The 20,561-nt window shown below is 63.1% G+C and carries 17 protein-coding genes; 10 read left to right on the forward strand and 7 right to left on the reverse strand.

Annotated elements, in window-relative coordinates:
• Nucleotides 1–32 precede the first annotated feature (32 nt).
• The 3 genes from S7S_RS08345 to S7S_RS08355 all read left to right on the forward strand — a co-directional run bounded on the left by S7S_RS08345 (nucleotide 33) and on the right by S7S_RS08355 (nucleotide 3,126).
• On the forward strand, nucleotides 33–1,241 hold the full coding sequence (locus S7S_RS08345) for an SO2930 family diheme c-type cytochrome (protein WP_035204138.1): 1,209 nt from the start codon (nucleotides 33–35) through the stop codon (nucleotides 1,239–1,241).
• Nucleotides 1,238–2,368, forward strand: a complete 1,131-nt coding sequence (locus S7S_RS08350; RefSeq protein ID WP_008735962.1) for an SO2930 family diheme c-type cytochrome — start codon at nucleotides 1,238–1,240, stop codon at nucleotides 2,366–2,368. Before S7S_RS08345 ends, S7S_RS08350 begins: the two co-directional genes overlap by 4 nt.
• A 107-nt stretch (nucleotides 2,369–2,475) precedes the next feature.
• Nucleotides 2,476–3,126: a hypothetical protein gene (locus S7S_RS08355; protein ID WP_008735964.1), complete on the forward strand. Its 651-nt coding sequence runs from the start codon at nucleotides 2,476–2,478 to the stop codon at nucleotides 3,124–3,126.
• Nucleotides 3,127–3,207: 81 nt separating this feature from the next.
• Here S7S_RS08355 and S7S_RS08360 read toward each other — a convergent pair whose 3' ends face one another.
• A complete protein-coding gene (locus S7S_RS08360) occupies nucleotides 3,208–4,599 on the reverse strand; it encodes a pectin acetylesterase-family hydrolase (protein ID WP_052269229.1) in 1,392 nt (463 codons plus the stop codon).
• 381 nt (nucleotides 4,600–4,980) lie between these two features.
• Here S7S_RS08360 and S7S_RS08365 point away from each other — a divergent pair, with 381 nt between their 5' ends.
• Nucleotides 4,981–5,604, forward strand: a complete 624-nt coding sequence (locus S7S_RS08365) for a lysophospholipid acyltransferase family protein (protein ID WP_008735968.1) — start codon at nucleotides 4,981–4,983, stop codon at nucleotides 5,602–5,604.
• 91 nt (nucleotides 5,605–5,695) lie between these two features.
• The gene (locus S7S_RS08370; protein WP_008735970.1) at nucleotides 5,696–5,959 is read left to right on the forward strand and encodes an acyl-CoA-binding protein; all 264 of its coding nucleotides are present in this window, start codon (nucleotides 5,696–5,698) and stop codon (nucleotides 5,957–5,959) included.
• Between the two features lie 43 nt (nucleotides 5,960–6,002).
• Here the strand turns inward: S7S_RS08370 and S7S_RS08375 are convergent, their stop codons facing one another.
• Complete coding sequence (locus S7S_RS08375; RefSeq protein WP_008735972.1) at nucleotides 6,003–6,461, reverse strand: hypothetical protein; 459 nt, start codon at nucleotides 6,459–6,461, stop codon at nucleotides 6,003–6,005.
• A 212-nt stretch (nucleotides 6,462–6,673) separates the two neighbouring features.
• Between S7S_RS08375 and S7S_RS08380 the strand changes: the two genes are divergently transcribed.
• The gene (locus S7S_RS08380) at nucleotides 6,674–7,447 is read left to right on the forward strand and encodes an acyl-CoA thioesterase (RefSeq protein WP_008735975.1); all 774 of its coding nucleotides are present in this window, start codon (nucleotides 6,674–6,676) and stop codon (nucleotides 7,445–7,447) included.
• A 49-nt stretch (nucleotides 7,448–7,496) separates the two neighbouring features.
• Here S7S_RS08380 and S7S_RS08385 read toward each other — a convergent pair whose 3' ends face one another.
• The 4 genes from S7S_RS08385 to S7S_RS08400 form a co-directional block, all read right to left on the reverse strand.
• Nucleotides 7,497–8,339, reverse strand: a complete 843-nt coding sequence (locus S7S_RS08385) for a MerR family transcriptional regulator (RefSeq protein WP_008735977.1) — start codon at nucleotides 8,337–8,339, stop codon at nucleotides 7,497–7,499.
• Nucleotides 8,340–8,464: 125 nt separating this feature from the next.
• Nucleotides 8,465–10,573 (reverse strand): YgiQ family radical SAM protein, encoded by a 2,109-nt coding sequence (locus tag S7S_RS08390; protein WP_238582952.1) that lies wholly within the window; start codon nucleotides 10,571–10,573, stop codon nucleotides 8,465–8,467.
• A gap of 189 nt (nucleotides 10,574–10,762) precedes the next feature.
• On the reverse strand, nucleotides 10,763–11,758 hold the full coding sequence (locus S7S_RS08395; protein WP_008735980.1) for an alpha/beta fold hydrolase: 996 nt from the start codon (nucleotides 11,756–11,758) through the stop codon (nucleotides 10,763–10,765).
• Nucleotides 11,759–11,920: 162 nt separating this feature from the next.
• Entirely contained in the window at nucleotides 11,921–12,766 is an 846-nt protein-coding gene (locus S7S_RS08400; RefSeq protein ID WP_008735982.1) for a metal-dependent hydrolase, read from the reverse strand.
• A 141-nt stretch (nucleotides 12,767–12,907) separates the two neighbouring features.
• Here S7S_RS08400 and S7S_RS08405 point away from each other — a divergent pair, with 141 nt between their 5' ends.
• Complete coding sequence (locus S7S_RS08405; protein WP_169745555.1) at nucleotides 12,908–13,954, forward strand: helix-turn-helix domain-containing protein; 1,047 nt, start codon at nucleotides 12,908–12,910, stop codon at nucleotides 13,952–13,954.
• A gap of 101 nt (nucleotides 13,955–14,055) precedes the next feature.
• Here S7S_RS08405 and rne read toward each other — a convergent pair whose 3' ends face one another.
• The gene (rne, locus tag S7S_RS08410; protein WP_008735986.1) at nucleotides 14,056–16,971 is read right to left on the reverse strand and encodes a ribonuclease E; all 2,916 of its coding nucleotides are present in this window, start codon (nucleotides 16,969–16,971) and stop codon (nucleotides 14,056–14,058) included.
• 722 nt (nucleotides 16,972–17,693) lie between these two features.
• Between rne and S7S_RS08420 the strand changes: the two genes are divergently transcribed.
• From S7S_RS08420 to S7S_RS08430, 3 genes are read left to right on the forward strand one after another with little or no spacing between them, the layout of a single operon-like run.
• Nucleotides 17,694–18,827, forward strand: coding sequence for an RluA family pseudouridine synthase (locus tag S7S_RS08420; protein WP_008735988.1), 1,134 nt, complete (start codon nucleotides 17,694–17,696; stop codon nucleotides 18,825–18,827).
• Nucleotides 18,824–19,543, forward strand: a complete 720-nt coding sequence (locus S7S_RS08425; RefSeq protein ID WP_008735991.1) for an HAD family hydrolase — start codon at nucleotides 18,824–18,826, stop codon at nucleotides 19,541–19,543. The genes S7S_RS08420 and S7S_RS08425 overlap by 4 nt, the downstream gene beginning before the upstream one ends.
• Complete coding sequence (locus S7S_RS08430; RefSeq protein WP_008735993.1) at nucleotides 19,524–20,516, forward strand: S49 family peptidase; 993 nt, start codon at nucleotides 19,524–19,526, stop codon at nucleotides 20,514–20,516. Before S7S_RS08425 ends, S7S_RS08430 begins: the two co-directional genes overlap by 20 nt.
• Nucleotides 20,517–20,561: the final 45 nt, after the last annotated feature.

The raw sequence follows: 20,561 nt of genomic DNA on the forward strand, positions 1-20,561 counted from the left end.
GGTGACGGCCCCGCATTGACGAGGATATTGCCATGCTTACCAGACTGTTTTCCGTAATGCTGCTTGGCCTGGCCAGCGTTGCCCTGACTGCCTGTGGAGGCGGTGGGGGTGGCGGCGGTGGTGGTGGTGGATCGGAAGAGCCGCCACCGACCGGGGATGTGTGCAGCGAAGCCAGTGGCGACGAGATCAATCACCATGCCTTGATGCAGAAAAACTGCCCGAGGCTGTCCGACTACAACCTGTTTGCCGACGCCGCCAACCCGACCACGGACGCCCACGGCGGTGGCCTGCGTTATGAACTGACCACGCCACTGTTTACCGACTACACCAGCAAATACCGTTTTGTGTTCCTGCCGGAAGGAGAGAGCGCAACCTATACGGAATCGGAAGTCTTCGATTTTCCGGTGGGCACGGTGATTACCAAGACATTTTCCCTGCCTGCGGATACCGCACACCGTGGCTTCGAGAACGAAACGCTGCTGGAAACCCGTCTGCTGATCCACCGCGAAAATGGCTGGGTGGCCATACCCTATGTGTGGAATGAAGCACACACGGACGCGGTACTGAAAGTGGCCGGCGGCCCTATTCCGTCGACACTGATCCACAACGGCGAACAGATCGAGTTCAATTACCGCGTGCCGGACACCAACCAGTGTCTGCAATGCCACCAGAAAGACTCCCGAATGAGCCTGATTGGGCCAAAAGCCAGATTGCTGAATATGAATGTGGATTACGGGGGTGGACCAGAGAGCCAGCTTCAAGTGTGGATTAACACCGGGAGACTGATTGGTGATATACCGGCGGACTTGAGTAGCATTGCCACCATTCCCGCCTATAATGATGAAGACGCAGGACTAGTTGACGGCATGAATGATGAAGTGCTGCTGGATACAGTCAAAGGTTATCTCGATATAAACTGCGCGCATTGTCACCGACCTGGCGGCAGCGCTAGTACTACTGGCTTGCGTCTTGAATATGACAGACCCTTTGCTGGCAACGAAAGTGCGCACGGTGTATGTAAAACGCCGACTGCGTACTCTGGTGGTCCGAATTCGCTCAGCTTTGATGTCGTGCCGGGGGATGCCGAGCAGTCAATCATGCACTTCCGGATGAGCACTAATCAGCCGGGTGATCGCATGCCGGAAATAGGCCGTATGCTGGTGCATCAGGAAGGCGTGGCGCTGATTGAGGCCTGGATCAACAGATTGGAGTTGCCTTCCTGTACACCTTCTGATCAATGAAACCCATTATATTTTTCGCGGCTGTCGCGCTGCTGTGGTCATCGCTCTCCGCCTGCGGAGGGGGCGGTGGCGGCAGTGGCGCCGCTGCACCGCCCCCGTCGCCGAGTGTCTGTGACGCGCAGCAGGACAGTATCAACTGGGCCGCGCTGCGCGACGCGGATTGTCCCCGGCTGAGTGACTACAACCTGTTCGATGCTGCGGGTGCACCGCGCACGCCAGGGCAGGTGTTCGAGCCGTCCGTAAAGCTGTTTTCCGATTACACGCTGAAGTACCGGGTGGTGTTCATCCCGCCGGGAGAGCAGGCGCGGTTCGACGCGGAGGAGGCATTTGATTTTCCCGTCGGCTCGGTGATCAGCAAGACCTTTTCATTGCCGACGACCACGGCTGGCGACCTGCCGGCCCGTGCGCTGGAAACCCGCTTGATGATCCGCCGTGAGCATGGCTGGAAAGGGTTGCCCTACGTGTGGGATGAAGACGGCAGCGAAGCCCGCCTGCGCATTGCCGGCGCGCTGTTGCCACAGCAGATACTGCGCGATGCCGTGCAGGTGGATTTCACCTATCAGGTGCCGGATGCGAACCAGTGCCTCAAATGCCATCGCCGGGGCGAACAGGGCATGCAGCCCATCGGCGTCCGGGCACGTTACCTGAACCAGGAGATCGACCACCAGGGCAGTGCGGTGAACCAGTTGCGCCTGTGGGCGGATCAGGGGTTGCTGCGCGATGTGCCTGCATCGCTGGAGGGGCTGTTCCGTGTGCCCGCTGCCGACATGCCGGGTGTGACGCTGGCCGAACAGGCACGCGGTTATCTGGATATCAATTGTTCGCATTGTCATCGGGAAGGCGGCTTTGCCGGTATTTCCGGCTTGCGCCTGGGCTTTGAGCAGGACCCGACCACGGCGTCCTATGGTATCTGCAAGCAGCCACCGGGTTATGACGGCGGGGCGGAAAACCTGGCTTATGATATCGTGCCGGGCGATGCGCAGGCGTCCATTCTGCGCTACCGCATGACACAGCTGACCGCGCGGGACATGATGCCACCCGTGGGGCGCAAGCTGGTGCATGAAGAGGGCGTCGCCCTGATCAGCGCCTGGATCGACAGCCTGCCGCCGCAATCCTGTGACCGCTGATTCATCACGCGCGGCCCGCATGCGTGGGCCGCGTTATCTGCGCTATCATCCATCGACAAAAAAATGACACGGACAAGGCCGGCGTGCACCGGTCGACAGGAGGTCCCATGAAGCGAATCCCCGCCATCCTGATATTGCTCGCGCTGGTGTTGCTCGGCGCCCTGATTTTTTACCTGGCGCCGGAGCGCGAGGTGGTCGCACCGGATGTGGGGGAGGTGACACCGCCGCCGGCCGCCGCGCCGGTGTCGCCACCGCCGCCCACGCCGTCTGCGCCGCCGGAGGTGGACATTGCCGCACTGGAAAGCACGCCGGAAATGCGGGCGTATCGCGAACGCCAGCAGTTCGAACAGTCGGTGCGTGATTTTTTGGCCGAGGCGGACACCCTGGGCGATGCGGAGCGCGCCGCCCGCGCACAGGTTCTGGTGGCCCAGGTGGATCGCTATGAACAGGCCGGGCAATTATCCGCCGCTGAAGCCGTGACGTTGCGCCTGGCACTGTTGCGCGAAACGACCGACGACGCCGGGTACGCTGCTGCGTCAGAAAGGATCATGGCAGAGTACGCCGAGCGCAGTGAAGCCGCGATGGCCGAGTTCATTGCCAACCAGCCGCCGGCCTTTACCGATTACAAGGCCCGCGAGCGAGAGATTGTGCGTGAAGTACAGCAGATGACAGAGTTTCCCGGCGGCATGACCCGGGCGCAGTATCTGCGCCAGCAGTTACAGGCAGCCAGAGAGGAAAGTTACCGGAGCGTGCGTTAACAGACTGCCGCAGGGCATTTGCTGAAAACGTGGAGTAATACAACAGGGATGGCGCCGAAAGGCGCCATCCCTGTTTCAGGCTCAGAGCAATTGATCCAGCGTGTAGTACAGCAGGTTGAACGGCTTGTTGTAGTCGGCGGTGGTATCCGACTCCGATGCCTGCATGACGGCACCGCTGCCTTCCATCACGTTGTTGATGAAATCATCCAGCTCCAGGCCCTGTTCCTGGATATCCGCATTGGCGAACTCGATGATGCTGGTGCAATGGCTTTCGTTCACTGCGCGGTAGCGCGGCATGAAATAGCCGACATTATCGAGGCTGGACAGTTCGCTTTGCAGGCGAGCGGTGTCGATGTACCAGCGCTCATGGATCAGCGCTTCCTTGGTGGCCTGGTCCGGGGCGTTTTCAATTTCCGGGAAGAACCGCTCATAGGAATAGGAGGAGTAGTTCAGGTCATCCCAGAAATGGGTGTGGCCGAGTCTGTCGTTCGGGAAGGTGGCAGCCAGGGCCGGGTACAATGTGCCCAGGTCATTGAGATCCAGGCCCGGCATGGCGTCGGCGATATATTCCAGCGGGCCATCCGGCTGATCCAGGCCCCAGGCGTCGCGGATGTGATTCTGCAACGGCAGCGACGGATAGTCTTCCGGATCACCGCCCACCGGGGCAGTAAAGACCGGCCCGGAATCGTTGATCAGGTAACCGCGTGTGGGCGCCAGATCACGACGTACGCCGAGGTAGTTGGTGAAGCTGCCGGCACCGCCGGCGCTGCAGCCGGTGGCCAGCATCTGGCCGGAGCGCTGCAGGTTGTTCTTCAGCCAGGCGACCACGGCGCGGGTGTTGCGCACGCCGTTGTGATGCCATACCAGCGGATCGTTGGTCCCGGTCGGGTCTTCGTACACGGCCACGGTGTCACCGGAATAGATGTCGCCGGTGCAATAGGGCACATAGATCATGTTCCAGTTCTGCGCCTTGGTGCGTGTCCACGGATGCAGGCGTACTACAAACGGGCTTACCAGACTGGAGGACGGGTTCAGCAGGCTCATGTAATCGTCAGGAATGCCGTTCGGATTGCGCGCGCCGCGAATGCCGAAATCCCCGGAGCAGCTTTCGTAATCCCAGCAGGCGCCGCCGCCTTCGAAATAGACGATGGTGTTGCTGGTGTTGGGCACACGGTTGACGAAGAACTTGAACGGTGAACCGTTGCCGCATACCGCGCCGGTTTCCGGAGCCATCTGGATGGTTTGCCAGGCGTAGTAATTACCGGGGGCAAAGCCGTCACTGAAGCCGGAAGGGTTGGTCAGCAGCGGGTAGGGGCCGGTCTGGTCCGCCGGGGTGACCGGGTTGTCTGCCGTGCGTGGCGAGAAAATATTGACGGTGGTCTGCCAGGCGTTGTAATCGCCGAGTTCGGCGAGCACAGGGCCGGACAGCAGCAGGCCTGCGAGCAGGCTGGGCAAAAAAAGAGTGCTTCTCATGGATAGAGTTCTCCCTCAGTCCTTGTTGTTTTCTCCGGCCTCAGTACAGGGCATATCCTGGCGCAGGGCCGGAATGTGTTCTCTGAGTACGGCAGGGAAACAGAGGAGAAAGATGGCACCTTGATATTGTGTACTTTGGTGCCATCTTGTCAGGCACGTTAGTACAAAAAATCAGCCTCAACAATGCTGGCACCCGGGAAAAATACAGGCATTGGATGCAACGCACATAAACTTCGCCGATGCTTGCGAACTGACATCATCGGCCACCCGCTGCTATCATTTGTGGTCTATCAGGAAACCGGCGTGCGACACGCTGGCGGGGCACCACCGGGGCGTCAGTACGGCGAGGCGCCGATAACCATAACAGCCCAGATCCGGACCATGAACGAGACACTTTTCCCTGACCGCATTCCACGCCGGGGCAATGCCTTCAGCCGCTGGCTGGGGATGTGGCTGCTGCGTCTGATCGGCTGGCGCATTGTTGGCGAGTTGCCGAATGTGCCCAAGGCCGTGGTGATCGGTGCACCTCACAGCTCCAACTACGATGGCCTGGTGGCAGCCGGTGTGGTGCTGGCACTGCAGGTGCGCATTGGCCTGATGGCCAAGGACAGTCTGTTTCGCTGGCCTGTTGCCGGGCTGCTGCGCTGGCTGGGCGGCATCCCGATTGACCGTCGCAGCAAGCGCGGCGTGGTGGAGCAGTCGCTGGACCGTTTCCGCGAGCGCGAGCAACTGTTTCTCGGCATTGCGCCGGAGGGGACACGCGCGGCAGCGACGCAGTGGAAAACCGGTTTCTGGCATATCGCCCGGCATGCAGACGTGCCGATCGTGGTGGCGGTGCTGGATTATGGCCGGCGCGAACTGCGCTTCGCCGACGTCATCACTCCATCAGAAGATCTCGACGCGGACATGCGGCGCATTCTCGCGTGCTTTCGTGGTGTGGTGCCCCGGCGCCCGGCGCGGTTGTCGGCACCGCTGAAGGCGCTCAATGATGAGCCGCCTCGCTGACCGCTGCTTGTGCGGGCCTGCCGCATATGGTTAAACGTCATCAGGCCGCTGCGCGAGGGCAGCACCACACCAGAACAACAGGGAGCGACCCATGAGTGATGTACAGGCTTTTGAACAGGCACAGAAGGACGTCAAGACACTGACACGCCGTCCCGGCAACGATGACCTGCTGTTTCTGTATGCGCATTTCAAACAGGCCGCTGACGGTGATGTCTCGGGCAAGCGGCCGGGCATGCTGGATATGGTCGGCCGGGCCAAGTACGACGCCTGGGCGAAGCTGAAAGGCACCGGCAAGGACCAGGCAATGCAGAAATACATCGATAAAGTGCAGGCGCTGCTCAAGACTCACAAATAACCGCTGCCGCGCCGGGTGTCGACGACGCCCGGCGCCACCTCCCTCAGACATCCTCCAGTTGCTGCGCGCCGCGCACCATTTTCAGTTTTTCGTGATGCTCCAGTTGCACCAGGCTGTCGAACAGCTCGCGGATGCTCTCGTTGGGGGCCTGGTTGCGCAGGCTCGTGTAGACCGCCAGCACGCCGTCGTGGAAACGCACGGCGATGTCCACCAGTTCCGGCACATTGCTGACCCGGCACAGCGCGTTGAATTCAGCCAGCGTGCCTGGCAGCGGCACATCCGGCGCCATGTCGAACCAGGTGTGGCGCAGCCGTGCCGGAGCGTCTTCGCGAAATCGCTCGACACTTCGCTGTAACAGGCGTTCGTGGTCGGCCAGATACCTGAGCAGCAGGTCCAGACGCTGCCGCTGCTGGCGTTCGGACAGTCGTTGGTACTCCCCGGCCAGGTGGTCGTGGAAGACGCCGGTCCATTCCAGTACTTCCTCGATGGTCTTGAAGCGCATGTAAGGCCTCCTCGGCAGCGTGGTGACTGATCCTCCCGTTCTGATTCTGACTCGTGTGCCGCTGCGGGTTCTGCCAACCCGCGCGGTGATGAGTAAAAAGGTTAAAAAACGTGAACACACTCGCCAGTGATCCGGCGTCGCGGCTGGGGTATGGTGTCGTCCGGAAGGCCCGCGGTGCGGGCCGCAGGCAGATCAGATCGGGAATATCCGCTATGACGTTTGATGAGATCCTGGCGCAGGTAACGGACAGCGCTGCGCAGATTCCGGAAGGCTGGGGGCAGGGACGGGCGTGCTTTGGCGGGTTGGTGGCAGCGGTGCTGTATGCGCCGCTGGGGCGGTTGATCAACGACCGGCCGGTGCGGTCGATCACGGTGTCGTTTGTCGGCCCGGTGGCACCGGGGCCGGTGACGCTGGAAACCGAGATCCTGCGCACCGGCAAGTCGGTGACCCAGGCACAGAGCCGTCTGCGCCAGAACGGGGAAACGCTGGCGGTGATGCTGGCCAGTTTCGGCAAGGCGCGCAGTTCGGAAATCAGTGTGCCGTCCGCTGCCGCGCCAAAGGCGAAACGCCCCGAGGAAGGGATGCCGATGCCGAGGGTGAAAGGGCTGGTGCCGGATTTCACCTTCCACTTTGATTTCCGCTGGGTCGAGGGCGATGCGCCGTTCAGCCGCAGTGACCGTGGCCTGATCGGTGGCTGGGTGCGCTTTGCCGAGCCGACGCAGCACAACGGCGTGGCGTCATTGCTGGCGCTGGTGGATGCCTGGCCGCCGGCCGTGCTGCCGATGTATTCGCGTCCGGCACCGGGCAGCAGCCTCACCTGGACCATCGAGTTTCTGCAGGACGGGCCGTTTACCGGCGAGTGGTGGCAGTATCGGGCCGATACCGAGTACGCCAGCGAGGGCTATTGCCATGCGGCGGCCAACCTGTGGAACGACCGGGGCGAGATGGTGGCCATCAGCCGGCAGACAGTGACGGTGTTTATCTAGGGAAAGAGGCAGGGCGGGTGGCACCCGCTCTGCCCGGTAGAAGGCGTGTTCAGGCTTCGTTCTGTTCGCTGCGTTGCTGTTCCAGATGGGTCAGCACGTTGGCCAGCCGGTCCACCAGCACCTTGTTGATCGACTTGTCGAGGATGCGTGCCAGCTCGGCGGACACCACCATGTCGGCCAGCGGACGCACGCGCTGGATGAAGTGGGCCAGGTTCGGCACGTCCTCGCCGCGCGGCAGGTCGTTCTCGCCGTATTTTTTGTCGATCAGGTGCGTGGTCACCAGGCGCACGAAACCTTCGGCGATGCGGTCCACTTCATAGCGCACCTTGTTCACTTCATCCAGCAGGGCTTCCAGCGGGATGCCGGCGGCCACCAGCTCGCGCCCGGCGCTGAGCACACGTGGGCTGGGCACGCGCAGGCGGTCGCCTTCGGGGATGATGTAGCCGAGGTTGACGGCCTTGAGCAGCACGTCCTGGGTCAGGTGGTCGCCGAAATACTCCAGCAGCTCTTCATAGCTGATGTAGGAGGGCGCTTCGTCGCTCCAGGGGCTGGTGACGACCACTTCCAGGCCGAGGATATCGTTCAGGTCGCGGCCCTGTTCCCAGGCGGTCAGCAGGTCGCGGATATTGGCCAGGGTGAAGCCCCGGTTGAGCAATTGGCCGATGATACGCAGGCGTGCCAGGTGCACATCGCTGTAGATGCCGGTGCGGCCGCGTTTCTCCGGCGGCGGCAGCAGGCCACGATCCTGGTAGGCACGGACGTTGCGCACGGTGGTGTCTGCCGCGCGGGCCAGTTCATCGATGGTGAATTCTCGTCCTTCCTGACGTTCCACTGTTGCAGGCGACTGGCGCACATACTTGCGCAGGCTCTGGAAGATGGCAGTGGGGGTCATTTGAGTTGGTTTCATGGGCGCGATGATAGCGAGGATTTCCCTTTTTCACCACCGGCCACTGGGGACGAATTATCCGAAAGTCGAAGCCGGTGGCCGGAGCGCCACCGGGTGTGCACTGAATGACGTCAGCGCCCCTTGCGTGGGCGTCGTGGTGCACCAGTTTCGCGCGGCGGCAACCCGGTGTGCTGTGTCAGCACCTTCCCGCGCCGCGCATTGTGCGCCTGCTGGGAATTCTTGCGCCGTGGCGCGCGGTATTCGCCCTTGCTGTCCGGCTGGTCGCGCGGAATCAACTGGTGTTCGCCATTGCCGATCAGGTCCGCATGGCCCATGGCCTTCAGTGCGTCGCGCAGCATCGGCCAGTTGGCCGGATCGTGGTAGCGCAGGAACGCCTTGTGCAGGCGTCGCTGGTGGGCTTCCTTGACGATAGTCACCGACTCGCTCTTGTAGCTGATGCGCTTGAGCGGGTTGCGGCCGGAATAGTACATCGCGGTGGCGGTGGCCATCGGCGAGGGATAGAAGGCCTGCACCTGGTCGGCGCGGAAACCGTTGCGCTTGAGCCACAGCGCCAGGTTCATCATGTCTTCGTCGCGGGTGCCCGGGTGGGCGGCGATGAAGTAGGGAATCAGGTACTGCTCCTTGCCGGCCTCGCGTGAGAAACGCTCGAACAGCTGCCGGAATTCATCGTAGGCGCCGATACCGGGCTTCATCATTTTCGACAGGGTGGCGTCTTCGGTGTGCTCCGGTGCTATCTTCAGGTAACCGCCGACATGATGCGTGACCAGTTCGCGCACGTATTCCGGGTCTTTCACCGCCAGGTCATAGCGCAGGCCGGAGGCGATCAGGATTTTCTTGACGCCGGGCAGGGCGCGGGCGTCGCGGTACAGTTGTGTCAGCGCCGAGTGATCGGTATTGAGATTCTCGCAGATACCGGGGTACACGCAGCTTGGCTTGCGACAGGCGGCTTCGATCTCGCGGGACTTGCAGGCGATGCGGTACATGTTCGCCGTGGGGCCGCCAAGATCGGAGATGACGCCGGTGAAGCCGGGCACTTTATCGCGGATGTCCTCGATTTCGCGCAGGATCGATTCCTGCGAGCGGTTCTGGATGATGCGCCCCTCGTGCTCGGTGATCGAACAGAAGGTGCAGCCGCCGAAACAGCCGCGCATGATGTTCACCGAGAAACGGATCATCTCGTAGGCCGGAATACGTTCGCCGCCATACGCCGGGTGCGGCACGCGCGCATAGGGCAGGCCGAACACATAGTCCATCTCGTCCGTACTGAGCGGAATCGGCGGTGGATTGATCCAGATGTCCTGCTCGTCGTGGCGTTGCACCAGCGCCCGGGCGTTGCCGGGGTTGGTTTCCAGATGCAGCACGCGGTTGGCGTGGGCGTACAGCACCGCGTCGGCGCGGACCTTCTCGAAACTGGGCAGGCGGATCACGGTCCGGTCACGGTCGTGGCGCGGGTGCCATTGCACGACCACGGCCTGTTCGGCGTTCGGGTCGATCTGCATGGCATTGCGCTTTTCAAGTTCGCAGCTGTCCAGTTCCTGGGTGTTCACATAGGGGTTGATGATGCGGTCGATCTGGCCGGGGCGATCGATCCGGGTGGAGTCCATTTCCAGCCAGCCGGCGGGGGTATCGCGGCGCACGAAGGCGGTGCCGCGCACGTCGGTGATGTCGGTGATGGCATCGCCACGGGCCAGCCGGTGGGCCACCTCGACCACGGCGCGTTCGGCGTTGCCGTACAGCAGGATGTCGGCGGCGGCGTCCACCAGGATCGAACGGCGCACCTTGTCCTGCCAGTAATCGTAATGTGCGATGCGGCGCAGCGAGGCTTCGATGCCGCCAAGCACGATCGGCACCTCCGGATAGGCTTCGCGGCAGCGCTGGCTGTAGACCAGCGAACAGCGGTCCGGGCGTCTGCCGGCCTTGCCGCCGGGCGTATAGGCATCGTCAGAGCGGGCCTTCCGGTCGGCAGTGTAGCGGTTGATCATGGAATCCATGTTGCCCGCCGCCACGCCGAAAAACAGGTTTGGCTGGCCCAGCGCCATGAAATCGGTGGTGTCCTGCCAGGACGGCTGGGCAATGATGCCGACGCGGAAGCCCTGGGCTTCCAGCAGCCGGCCGATGATCGCCATGCCGAACGACGGATGATCCACGTAGGCGTCGCCGGTGACGATGATGATGTCGCAACTGTCCCAGCCGAGCTGGTCCATCTCTGCCCGGGACATGGGCAAAAACGGCGCAGTGCCGAAACACTCTGCCCAATAGGGCGTGTAGCCATACAGGGCCGTGCCGGGGCGGGGGATGGAAACGGCGGGTGACGACGACATCAGGCGTATACCAGGAACAGCGGGGCGCCCAGTGTACCTGAAAGCCGCCGCCGCAATAAGCGCCCCGGCAGTCCGGGGCGCGACAGGTCAGTGGCTGCGCTGCCGGCGCGCTTCGCGCCAGTGGCTGCGCAGGGCGCGGGCGGTCAGTGCCGGGGCTTCCAGCATCGGCAGGTGGCCCACATCCTTGAAGATGCAGGTGCGTGCATGCGGGATCAGTTGCTTGAAGGTGGCGGCACAGCTCACATCCAGCACCTCATCGCGGTCTCCCCACATGATCAGGGTGGGGCAGCGGATATCGGCGAACAGGTCATTGGGGTCTTCGTCGATTTCCAGCAGGTCGCGGAAGATACGGTGGTTGACCGGGTAGCGGTGCGCCATTTCGCGGTACAGCAGCGGCGTCAGCAACGCGGACAGGCTGTGGCGGTTACGGTGCGTGGTGATGCGGAACAGCCGCGCCACATCCAGCAGGGTGCGCGGGATCAGCGGGTTCTCGCCACGCAGCAGCGCGGTTTCGAAATCGCTCATGTTGTGGCCGCGCATGCCGGCGGAGTTCATCAGCGTCAGGCTGAGGACATCGTCCTGGGCGCGTGCTGCGACGATACCGGCAATGGCGCCGCCCATGGAGTTGCCAACGATGTGCACCGGGCCGAGTTTGAGCAGGCCGAGCATGCGATGGATGCGTTCCGCCTGGGTGGCCAGGCGATAGTTGGAGCTGGCAATGAAATGGCTTTCGCCAAAGCCGGCCAGGTCCGGAATGATCAGGTGGTAACGGCGCGCCAGCAGGCCGGCCATGAACAGCCAGTTTTCCTTGTTGGCACCGAAGCCGTGCAGCAGTACCACGGTCTCGCCATCGGCACGACCGCCTTCCAGGAAGGTGATGCGGTGCTGGTCGAGCCAGACGTGGCGCCGTTTCAGGCCGGACACGGCGATCTGGCTGCGGCGCGCCATATTCCAGAGCGAGCGGGTCGGTTTCCAGCGTGCCAGTTCCGCAGCGTCCGGGGTATAGCGGCTGTTGGCCAGGAAAGGCTGGCCGATGGTCTCCACGAAAGAAGCGCTGACGGTGTTCGAGGCGGCGTTTTTCATATTCTGGTCTCGCGTCGTGTCTGCTGTGCGCAGGGTCAGGTTGCAGACGATACTCACCCAAACAGTGACATTGTTCGATGTCACATTGAGCCATAATACGGACGCGGTACGGGGAGAGCCGTGGGCAGCGCGACAGCCGCCCACGGCGCGAGGGTCAAGGCATCAGGCGGCTTCGGCGGTCTCGGACAGCACGCCCCGCCAGCGCGCCACCAGGGCGCTGTTGTCTTCCTGCCAGGGATGGAAGCCCGGGCGCAGAAACTGCAGGAAGTCCGGCACGGTGCGGGTCAGCAGGCCGTTGAAGCCGAACAGGCGCCAGGCGCCACGGGCCAGCACCAGCGGGTTGCGGTGCAGGTTGTCCTGCTTCAGGAACGCCCAGGTGTATTTGGAGGTGTAGCTGGCCAGGGCCAGGCTGGCGGCCAGCAGGATGCGCACGCGCAGCCGGTAATCGCCGCAGACGTCCTGATACAGGTCGTAGGCGACGGCCTTGTGCTCGATTTCCTCGATGGCGTGCCACATCCACAGGTCGCGCACGGCCGGGTCCATGCTCTCCAGCAGGGCCGGGTCTTTCAGCAGGCGGTTGGCCAGGATCGCGGTGATGTGCTCCAGCGCGGCGGTGGCGGCCAGCTGCTTTTTCGCGGACAGGCGCTCGCGGCCCTGCTTGATCAGATAGCGCGCCAGCTTCTGGCCGCCCTCGGCCTGTTCGCGATAGCCCTGGGCAGCAAGCATCTTGTTGAAGGTGTCGTGTTCGAGCGAGTGCATCGCTTCCTGGCCAATAAAGCCGGAGATTTCCTTCTGCCGTTCCGGGTCCTTGACCGTGTCGCGGAAGGCGCGCACGGCATCGACGAAAAAGCGCTCGCCATCGGGGAAAGTGAGCGAGAGGGCATTCAGAAAGTGTGACAGCACCGGATCATTGTCGAACCAGTGCTTCGGTACCCCGGCGAAATCAAAATCCATCCGCTGCGGCGTGATGGTGAGGGTATTGGCCGGCTTTTTTTTCCGCGACCGCATACGTTTCTCCTCGGTGCTAAAGGCACGATGACTGACTGCATGGCACAGCCTTGAGGCGCACCGGGCCTTTACCCGGTGTCTGCACGGCATTATGTTGGCCACGCGGAAGTGGAAAGTCTGGTGTCGGGAGGCCATTTTCAGGTGAATTCAGGCCAGCAGAAGACATTGTTGCAGAACCGGCCCGGCGTGCCGGCGGTATATCTGCTGTTGTTGTGCGATGTGATACGTGGTCTCGGGCATGACGACGCGACGTTACTGGAAGGGCTCGGCGTCACCCGCAGCAGCCTGCTGCAACCGGATGCCCGGGCGCCCCTTGCCGTCTGCCATACGGCTTGCCAGCGCGCCGTGGCGCTGGCCGGGGAGCAGGGCCTGGGGCTGATCTACGCGCGCGCACTGAAAGTCAGCCTGCATGGCCCGCTGGGCATGATGGCGCTGTCCAGCCCCTCCGTGGGCGCGGCCATCGATGCGGCGGCGCGTTACGTCACGCTGCGCGCGCCGTTTCTGGCGGTGCGGTATGAAACTGACGGCGATACCGCCGCCATCACGCTTGAGGCCCTGTGGGATCTTGGCGATCTGGAAATCTTCATTCTCGAAGTGATGCTGGTGAGCCTGGCGCACATGGCCGAGCAACTGATGGGGGAGCCGCTGACCGGGGCTGAAATCCATATGCGCGGCGCTGAGCCCGCATATCTGGCCCGCCAGGCTGCCCAGGTGCCGGCGCGCATGCGCTACGAGCAACCCGTGTGCCAGTTGCGTGTCCCGCAGTCGTATTTCATGGCCTCACCCCGCCTGGCTGATCCGGCTATCGCTGCGCTGGCGCGGGAACAGTGCGAACAGGAATTCCGCCAGTTGTTTGCCGCCGGAGAAAGCCAGGTCATGCACGTGGCGCAGCGCCTGCAACAGGTGCCGGAAGGTGAGCCGCTGCCCGGCCTGGAAGAGATGGCCGCTGTCCTGCATACCTCCAGCCGCACACTGAAGCGACGTTTGCAGGAGGAAGGTGCCAACTATCGGGATCTGGTCGATGCGGAATTGCAGCAGCGTGCCTGCCGCCTGCTCGGTGACACCCGGCTCGGCGTGAGCGAAGTGGCGTATCAGCTGGGCTATAACGATGTGTCGAATTTTTCCCGTGCGTTTCGTCGCTGGACAGGGCAGACGCCGCGCGAGTGGCGTGGGGCGCGAGAGCGGTAAGGTGTGCGCTCTTTCCATTCCGCGGCACGACCTGACTGACGGGTAGCGGCTAAAAAAAAGGGCGGAAAATTCCGCCCTTTTTCATTTTTGCTGCGTACGAATCAGCTATCCGATCCGCTTTGCTCCGTTTCCCGGCGCGCTGCTTCCAGTTGCTGGCGACGCAGCACGCGTGGATCGTTGGAAGCGCGTCCGCCACTGGGCTGGGCGGCCGGAGCTGCGGCTTCTGCCTCTGCCGGTTGAGCGGCCGGTTGCGGCGCGGTGCCGGTTTCGGTCTTCACTTCCGTTTCAGTGACGACGTCAGCGATGGCTGCTGCGGGGGCTTCTTCAGCGGCCGGCGTCACATCGGCCGGCACCTCGGCTTCGACCTCGGTGGCCGGTGTTTCGGCGACGGGGGCGTTAACGGTGTCGGTGGTCTGTTCTTCCGGTTGCGCCGGTGTTGCCTCGGCTTCAGCCTCAACGCCAACCACTTCTGGCGCGGCATTGTCGGCCTGGGCTACGGGTTCGGCCGGTGCCGTGTTGTCAGCCGGGGCCGTGTCTGCGGCAACCGGTGCTTGCTCGGTTTGAGCTGCTTCGTCGGCGCTGGCGGCTGTCCCGGTCCGGGGTGCTTCCGGAGTCGCTTCGGTGACGACAACGGTGCTGGCGGTGGCCGCTGCAATAATGGCGGCTTCTTCGGCTTCGTTGCTGTCATCGCGTTGACGGCGTGGACGCTGGCGCTGACGCAGCGGACGATCATCCTTCACATGGGTACGGCGCTCGGCGCTGTCCTGTTCGCGGATGGTGTTGTGGTCGTCCTGGTTGTCGCTGTCGGCACTGTTGTCCTGCCGGGCGGCCGGCTGTTCCGTGTTGCTGTTGCCACCGCGGCCACGGTTGCGGCGACGGCGGCGGCCGGGACGTTCCTGGGCCTGGCCGTCGTCATTGCGCGGGGCATTGTTATCCGGGCGTGCAGCGGCTTTGTCCTGGTTGCCCTTGTTGTCGGCGTCCTGGTCATTCTGGCGCGGCTGGCGCTCCGGGCGTTCGGCACGTTCCGCTCGCTCCGGGCGGTTGTCGTTGCGCGCACCCTTGCCACCATCGCGATTGCCGTCACGCAGCTTGTCGCGGTTGCTGTCGTCACGGGCATTGCGCTGCGGCTTGTCGTTGTCGCTGCGCTTGTCGTCACGCTTGCTGTCGCGTTCGTTATCGCGCTTGTCGTCACGTTTGTCGTTGTCACGACGGTTGCCGCGCTGCTCGGTGCCGCCACGGCGGTTGCGGGCATTGCGGTTGTCGTTGCCGCGACGATTTGCCGGCTGGCTACGTTGTGTTTTCGGTTTGGTGCGCTTTTCCGGTTGTTCTTCGCTCTTGAAAATGCGTGCCAGGAACGCGAAGAAGCGTTCCCACAGGCCGGGTTCGGCGACCGGTTTCGGCGGCGGCGGGGCGGTGTCCGGAGCCACCAGCTTGACGGCCGCTTCCTGGCGCTTGATCTCGGTATCCTGCGCGGACACCAGGGTCGGGTCTTCTTCGCCTTCCAGCAGCGCCACTTCGTGGCTGACCAGATCCGACTGCACCTGATCGTCGCGGATACGCTGCACTTCAAAGTGCGGCGTTTCCAGATTCTGGTTCGGGATGATCAGCACGCGTACTTTGTAGCGGCCCTCGATATCACGCAGTGCCTGGCGCTTTTCGTTCAGCAGGTAGGTGGCCACCGCCACCGGCACCTGGGCCTGGATTTCGCCGGTCCGCTCTTTCATTACCTCTTCCTCGACCAGACGCAGGATCGAGAGGGCGAGGGATTTCACGTCGCGGATATGGCCCTGGCCGTTACAGCGCGGGCAGACAATGCTGGAGGTTTCACCCAGTGACGGGCGCAGGCGCTGGCGCGACAGTTCCATCAGGCCAAAGCGGGAAATGCGGCCCACCTGGACGCGCGCACGGTCGGCTTCCAGCGCTTCGCGCATGCGGTTTTCCACATCGCGCTGGTTGCGGGCCGGGCCCATGTCGATAAAGTCGACCACGATCAGGCCGCCGATGTCGCGCAGGCGCAACTGGCGGGCGATCTCGTCGGCCGCTTCCAGGTTGGTCTGCAGTGCGGTTTCCTCGATGTCGGCGCCTTTGGTGGCGCGCGAGGAGTTGATGTCGATGGACACCAGCGCTTCGGTCGGGTCGATCACGATGGAGCCGCCGGAAGGCAGTTTCACTTCACGGCGGAAGGCGGTCTCGATCTGCGATTCGATCTGGTAGCGGGAGAACAGCGGTGTCTCGTCCCGGTACAGCTTGATTTTGTGCGAGAAGTCGCTCATCACCTGGCTGACGAAGCCGTTGGCTTCGGCGAACGTCTCTTCGGAATCGATCAGGACTTCACCGATGTCCTTGCGCAGGTAATCGCGGATGGCACGGATGATGACGTTGGATTCCTGGTACACCAGGAACGGCGCCGGGCGCTCGTTGGCGGCGGTGCTGATGGAATCCCACAGTTTCAGCAGGTAGTTGAGGTCCCACTGCAGCTCTTCGGCGGAGCGGCCGAGGCCGGCGGTGCGCACGATCACACCCATGTCATTGGGGATGGTCAGGGCGTTCATGGCTTCTTTCAGTTCCTGACGCTCATCACCCTCGATACGGCGGGAAATACCACCGGCGCGCGGGTTGTTCGGCATCAGGACCAGATAACGGCCAGCCAGGCTGATGAAGGTGGACAGGGCAGCGCCCTTGTTGCCCCGTTCTTCCTTGTCGACCTGGACGATCACTTCCTGGCCTTCGCGGATCACATCCTTGATGTTGATGCGACCCTGGATGTCTTTCGGGTCCTTGCTGAAGTACTGGCGGGAAATTTCCTTCAGTGGCAGAAAGCCATGACGCTCGGCGCCGAAATCGACGAAGGCGGCTTCAAGGGAGGGTTCGACGCGGGTGATCTTGCCTTTGTAGATGTTGGCTTTTTTCTGTTCCCGGGTGCGGTGTTCGATGTCCAGATCGTACAGACGCTGACCATCGACAAGCGCGACGCGAACCTCTTCCGGGTGCGTCGCATTGATAAGCATACGTTTCATGTGTCTACCACATTCAGTGGCAGCCAGCGCAGAGCGCCCGTAGGGGGCGGCAGACCGGGGCAGGGCATGGGCAGCGGTGAAATAAGCGCCGGCGCGGGAACGGGATAGCCTTGTCAGGGAACATCCTTTCCTGCTGCTGGCACGAGCCGGTCTCGCCGGCAGGGTGCTGTCCGTACTGCTGATCCCCGTGTCGATTGCGGAGAGTCATACCAGGGACACGGGCGGGCCGAAGCGGTTCAGGCCGGGCCGCGGGCGTGTGCCCTTCAGTTTGCCGCGGGCCGCTCTCCCGAAGGGGCGTCCCGCGTGGCATCTCTTGTCGTCAGTGTCTGTCGCCCAGTGTGCTGGGCGTCTCTGCAGGCCACCAGGGTTGTTGAATCGCCATCCGCGCAATGGGCGTTATGATGGCGCCAGTCAATCAATCGGGTGTGTTGCCTGCGACGCTGTGCGTGTGGCACAGGCGTCATATCACAGTGTTCGCTATCTTTGCTGTCGGGCGGAGCCAGGCCACGCGGATGGCGAGCGCGCTTGAAGTAAACAAGGCGCAGGGTCCGCAGCTACCGGCGAATGTTCGCATCGCGTCGCCGGGGCCGGTCCAGGCCGACAGCCGACTATAGCAGCAAAATGACAGCGACATCAATCAGATAGCGGTTTGTGGCAAGCGGGGCCGGCGCCATGCAACGTGCATGATGCATTGGCGGCGGACAGGCCCTAGAATCGCCGCCATGTCACAGACCCCCGAATCTCCGTCCGGTTCTCCCGGCGTCAGCCATGTGCGCATCAGTGATGATCGTGCCGGGCAGCGGCTGGATAACTTCCTCATGGCAACCCTGAAAGGGGTGCCGAAATCCCGTATCTACCGGATCATCCGCGATGGCCAGGTGCGCGTGAACGGCCGCCGTGCCAAGCAGACCCAGCGCCTGGAAGAAGGCGACGAGGTGCGCATCCCGCCGGTGCGGGTGGCCAGCGACAGCGGGCCACCGCCTGCCGTGGGGCAGGGGCTGTCCGAGCGCCTGTCGCGCAGCCTGATCCATGAAGACAACTGGTTGTACATCTATAACAAGCCCGCCGGGCTGGCCGTTCATGGCGGCAGTGGTATCAGCCTGGGGCTGATCGAGACGCTGCGGGCGTTGTACCCGGCCGAGGCGGCATCTCTGGAACTGGTGCACCGGCTGGACCGCGACACGTCCGGCGCCATCATGGTGGCACGTCACCGTGCCTTTTTGCGTCGCCTGCAACGGCTGATGCAGGGCGGCGGGGTGGAAAAGCGCTACTGGCTGCTGTGCCGGGGCTTCAAGGGCACCCAGAAAACCATCGAGGCGCCGCTGCTGAAGCAGACCCATGGCAATGAGCGGGTGGTCAGGGTGTCCCGCGAGGGCAAGGCGTCCCGCACGGATTTCCGCGTGCTGGAGCGTTTCGGCGACGTGGCACTGGTGGAAGCCGTGTTGGCCACCGGGCGCACGCACCAGATTCGCGTGCATGCCCAGTTCGGCGGTTTCCCGCTGCTCGGTGACGACAAATATGGCGATGCCGACGTCAACAGTGCGCTGGCGGAACAGGTCGGTTCCCGGCGCATGTTTCTGCATGCCCGTTTGCTGGCATTGCGGCATCCGGAAACTGGGCGCGAGCTGCGTGTCGAGGCGCCTCTGGACGAAGCGTTCGAGGAGGCCCTGGTGCGGCTGCGCGGCGGGCCGGCCGCGTTGCCGGCCAGCCCGCCAACGCCGAAGCCGGCCAGCGGGGAGATGCAGCGTCCGCGTGCGCAGGTGAAAAAGGCAGCACCCCCGGCCCGTGGAGGACGCAAGCCAGCCGGCAAACCGACCGGCAAGCCGCCCGGGCGGCGGAGCAGGTCGCGCGGATGAGCTATTCACTGGTCATTTTCGACTGGGACGGCACCCTGATGGATTCCACCGGGCGTATCGTCAGTTGCCTGGCCGCCGCCGCTGCTGATGTGACCTTGCCGGCCCTGCCGCCGGAAAGGCTGTGCAGTATCATTGGCCTCGGGCTGTTCGAGGCGATTCGCGATCTCTATCCCGAGGCGGACGACGCACTGGTACATGCGATGCGGGAGCGTTACGCGGTGCATTTCATTGCCGCGGAGGTGCAGCCGAGTGCATTGTTTCCCGGTGCACTGGAAACCCTGGCCGCATTGCGTGGTCAGGGAATGCAGCTGGCCGTGGCGACGGGCACGAGCCGTCGCGGGCTGGACCGGGTGTGGGGCAGCACCGGGCTGGGCAAATGGTTTGACAGTTCCCGTTGCGCTGATGAGAGCCGTTCCAAGCCGCACCCGGATATGGTGCTGGAGTTGCTGGCTGAGCTGGGCCATGCCCCGGAGCAGGCGCTGGTGGTTGGCGACACCAGTTTCGACCTGGAAATGGCCGAGCGTGCCGGCGTGGATCGTGTCGGTGTGCTGTACGGCGCGCACCCGCGTGAGCGCCTGGCGGTGCATCGGCCGCTGGCATTGCTGGAACATATTGAGGGGCTGCTGCCGTTGATCGACGCACGGCGGCGGTCGATTGAGGCAGCATCGGTTCAGACGGAAAGTGGAGTAAGAGTGGATGGATCAGTACAACGATAATCGCGGTGCGCAGGTGTCGCCGCCGCAAAGCAATCGCGAATGGCAACTGATCGAAAAACTGGTGCTGTCCATGCAGGACGAGCAGCGCAAGCAGCGCCGCTGGAGCATTTTTTTCCGCGCCGCAACGCTCGGTTATCTGGTGCTGGTGTTGCTGATGTTCCTGCCGTTGCGCGCGGGCTTCTCCGGCAGCATGGCGGCAGTGGAGCCGCACACGGCGCTGGTTGATGTCTCCGGCGTGATTGCCGATGGCGCAGAAGCCAATGCCGATGCCATCAGCCAGGGGCTGCGTCGCGCCTTCGAGGCGGAGCAGTCGAAGGCGGTGATGCTGCGCATCAACAGCCCGGGCGGTTCGCCAGTGCAGTCCGGTTATGTGTATAACGAAATCATGCGGCTGAAAGCCAAGTACCCGGAGAAAAAAGTCTACGCGGTGATCACCGATGTGGGCGCGTCCGGGGCCTACTATATTGCGGCAGCGGCGGATGAGATTTATGTGGACCCGGCCAGCATCGTCGGTTCCATCGGCGTGATCATGGCCGGCTTCGGCTTTACCGAGGCCATTGAAAAACTCGGTGTCGAGCGCCGCGTGCAGACTTCCGGTGAAAACAAGGCGCTGATGGACCCGTTCCAGCCACAAAAGCCTGAGCAGACCGCCCACTTCCAGGGCATGCTGGACCAGATTCACCAGCAGTTCATTGATGCAGTGAAAGCCGGGCGCGGTGATCGTCTTCAGGTGGCAGGTCATCCGGAACTGTTTTCCGGGCTCGTCTGGTCTGGCGAAGAAGCCGTGCGACTGGGGCTGGCAGATGGCACCGGCAGCCCCGGCCAGGTGGCGCGTGAGGTGGTGGGCGAGGAAGAGATCGTCGACTACTCCGTGCTGCCGCATCCGCTGGAGCGTCTGCTGGGTGGTTTCGGCGTCAGCATCGGCAAGGGCGTTGGCCAGATGCTCGGCGTGGATGGCTGGAGCCTGCGTTAAGTCATGACCGCCACAGGTCGGTTGTGGCGTTTTTTTTGCGAACAG

Source organism: Isoalcanivorax pacificus W11-5, from assembly GCF_000299335.2.
GTDB lineage: Bacteria > Pseudomonadota > Gammaproteobacteria > Pseudomonadales > Alcanivoracaceae > Isoalcanivorax > Isoalcanivorax pacificus.

Coding starts and splice junctions, on each gene's coding strand:
- S7S_RS08345 (WP_035204138.1), top strand. CDS start 33: ATGCTTACCAGACTGTTTTCCGTAATGCTGCTTGGCCTGGCCAGCGTT.
- S7S_RS08350 (WP_008735962.1), top strand. CDS start 1,238: ATGAAACCCATTATATTTTTCGCGGCTGTCGCGCTGCTGTGGTCATCG.
- S7S_RS08355 (WP_008735964.1), top strand. CDS start 2,476: ATGAAGCGAATCCCCGCCATCCTGATATTGCTCGCGCTGGTGTTGCTC.
- S7S_RS08360 (WP_052269229.1), bottom strand. CDS start 4,599: ATGAGAAGCACTCTTTTTTTGCCCAGCCTGCTCGCAGGCCTGCTGCTG.
- S7S_RS08365 (WP_008735968.1), top strand. CDS start 4,981: ATGAACGAGACACTTTTCCCTGACCGCATTCCACGCCGGGGCAATGCC.
- S7S_RS08370 (WP_008735970.1), top strand. CDS start 5,696: ATGAGTGATGTACAGGCTTTTGAACAGGCACAGAAGGACGTCAAGACA.
- S7S_RS08375 (WP_008735972.1), bottom strand. CDS start 6,461: ATGCGCTTCAAGACCATCGAGGAAGTACTGGAATGGACCGGCGTCTTC.
- S7S_RS08380 (WP_008735975.1), top strand. CDS start 6,674: ATGACGTTTGATGAGATCCTGGCGCAGGTAACGGACAGCGCTGCGCAG.
- S7S_RS08385 (WP_008735977.1), bottom strand. CDS start 8,339: ATGACCCCCACTGCCATCTTCCAGAGCCTGCGCAAGTATGTGCGCCAG.
- S7S_RS08390 (WP_238582952.1), bottom strand. CDS start 10,573: ATGTCCCGGGCAGAGATGGACCAGCTCGGCTGGGACAGTTGCGACATC.
- S7S_RS08395 (WP_008735980.1), bottom strand. CDS start 11,758: ATGAAAAACGCCGCCTCGAACACCGTCAGCGCTTCTTTCGTGGAGACC.
- S7S_RS08400 (WP_008735982.1), bottom strand. CDS start 12,766: ATGCGGTCGCGGAAAAAAAAGCCGGCCAATACCCTCACCATCACGCCG.
- rne (WP_008735986.1), bottom strand. CDS start 16,971: ATGAAACGTATGCTTATCAATGCGACGCACCCGGAAGAGGTTCGCGTC.
- S7S_RS08420 (WP_008735988.1), top strand. CDS start 17,694: ATGTCACAGACCCCCGAATCTCCGTCCGGTTCTCCCGGCGTCAGCCAT.
- S7S_RS08425 (WP_008735991.1), top strand. CDS start 18,824: ATGAGCTATTCACTGGTCATTTTCGACTGGGACGGCACCCTGATGGAT.
- S7S_RS08430 (WP_008735993.1), top strand. CDS start 19,524: ATGGATCAGTACAACGATAATCGCGGTGCGCAGGTGTCGCCGCCGCAA.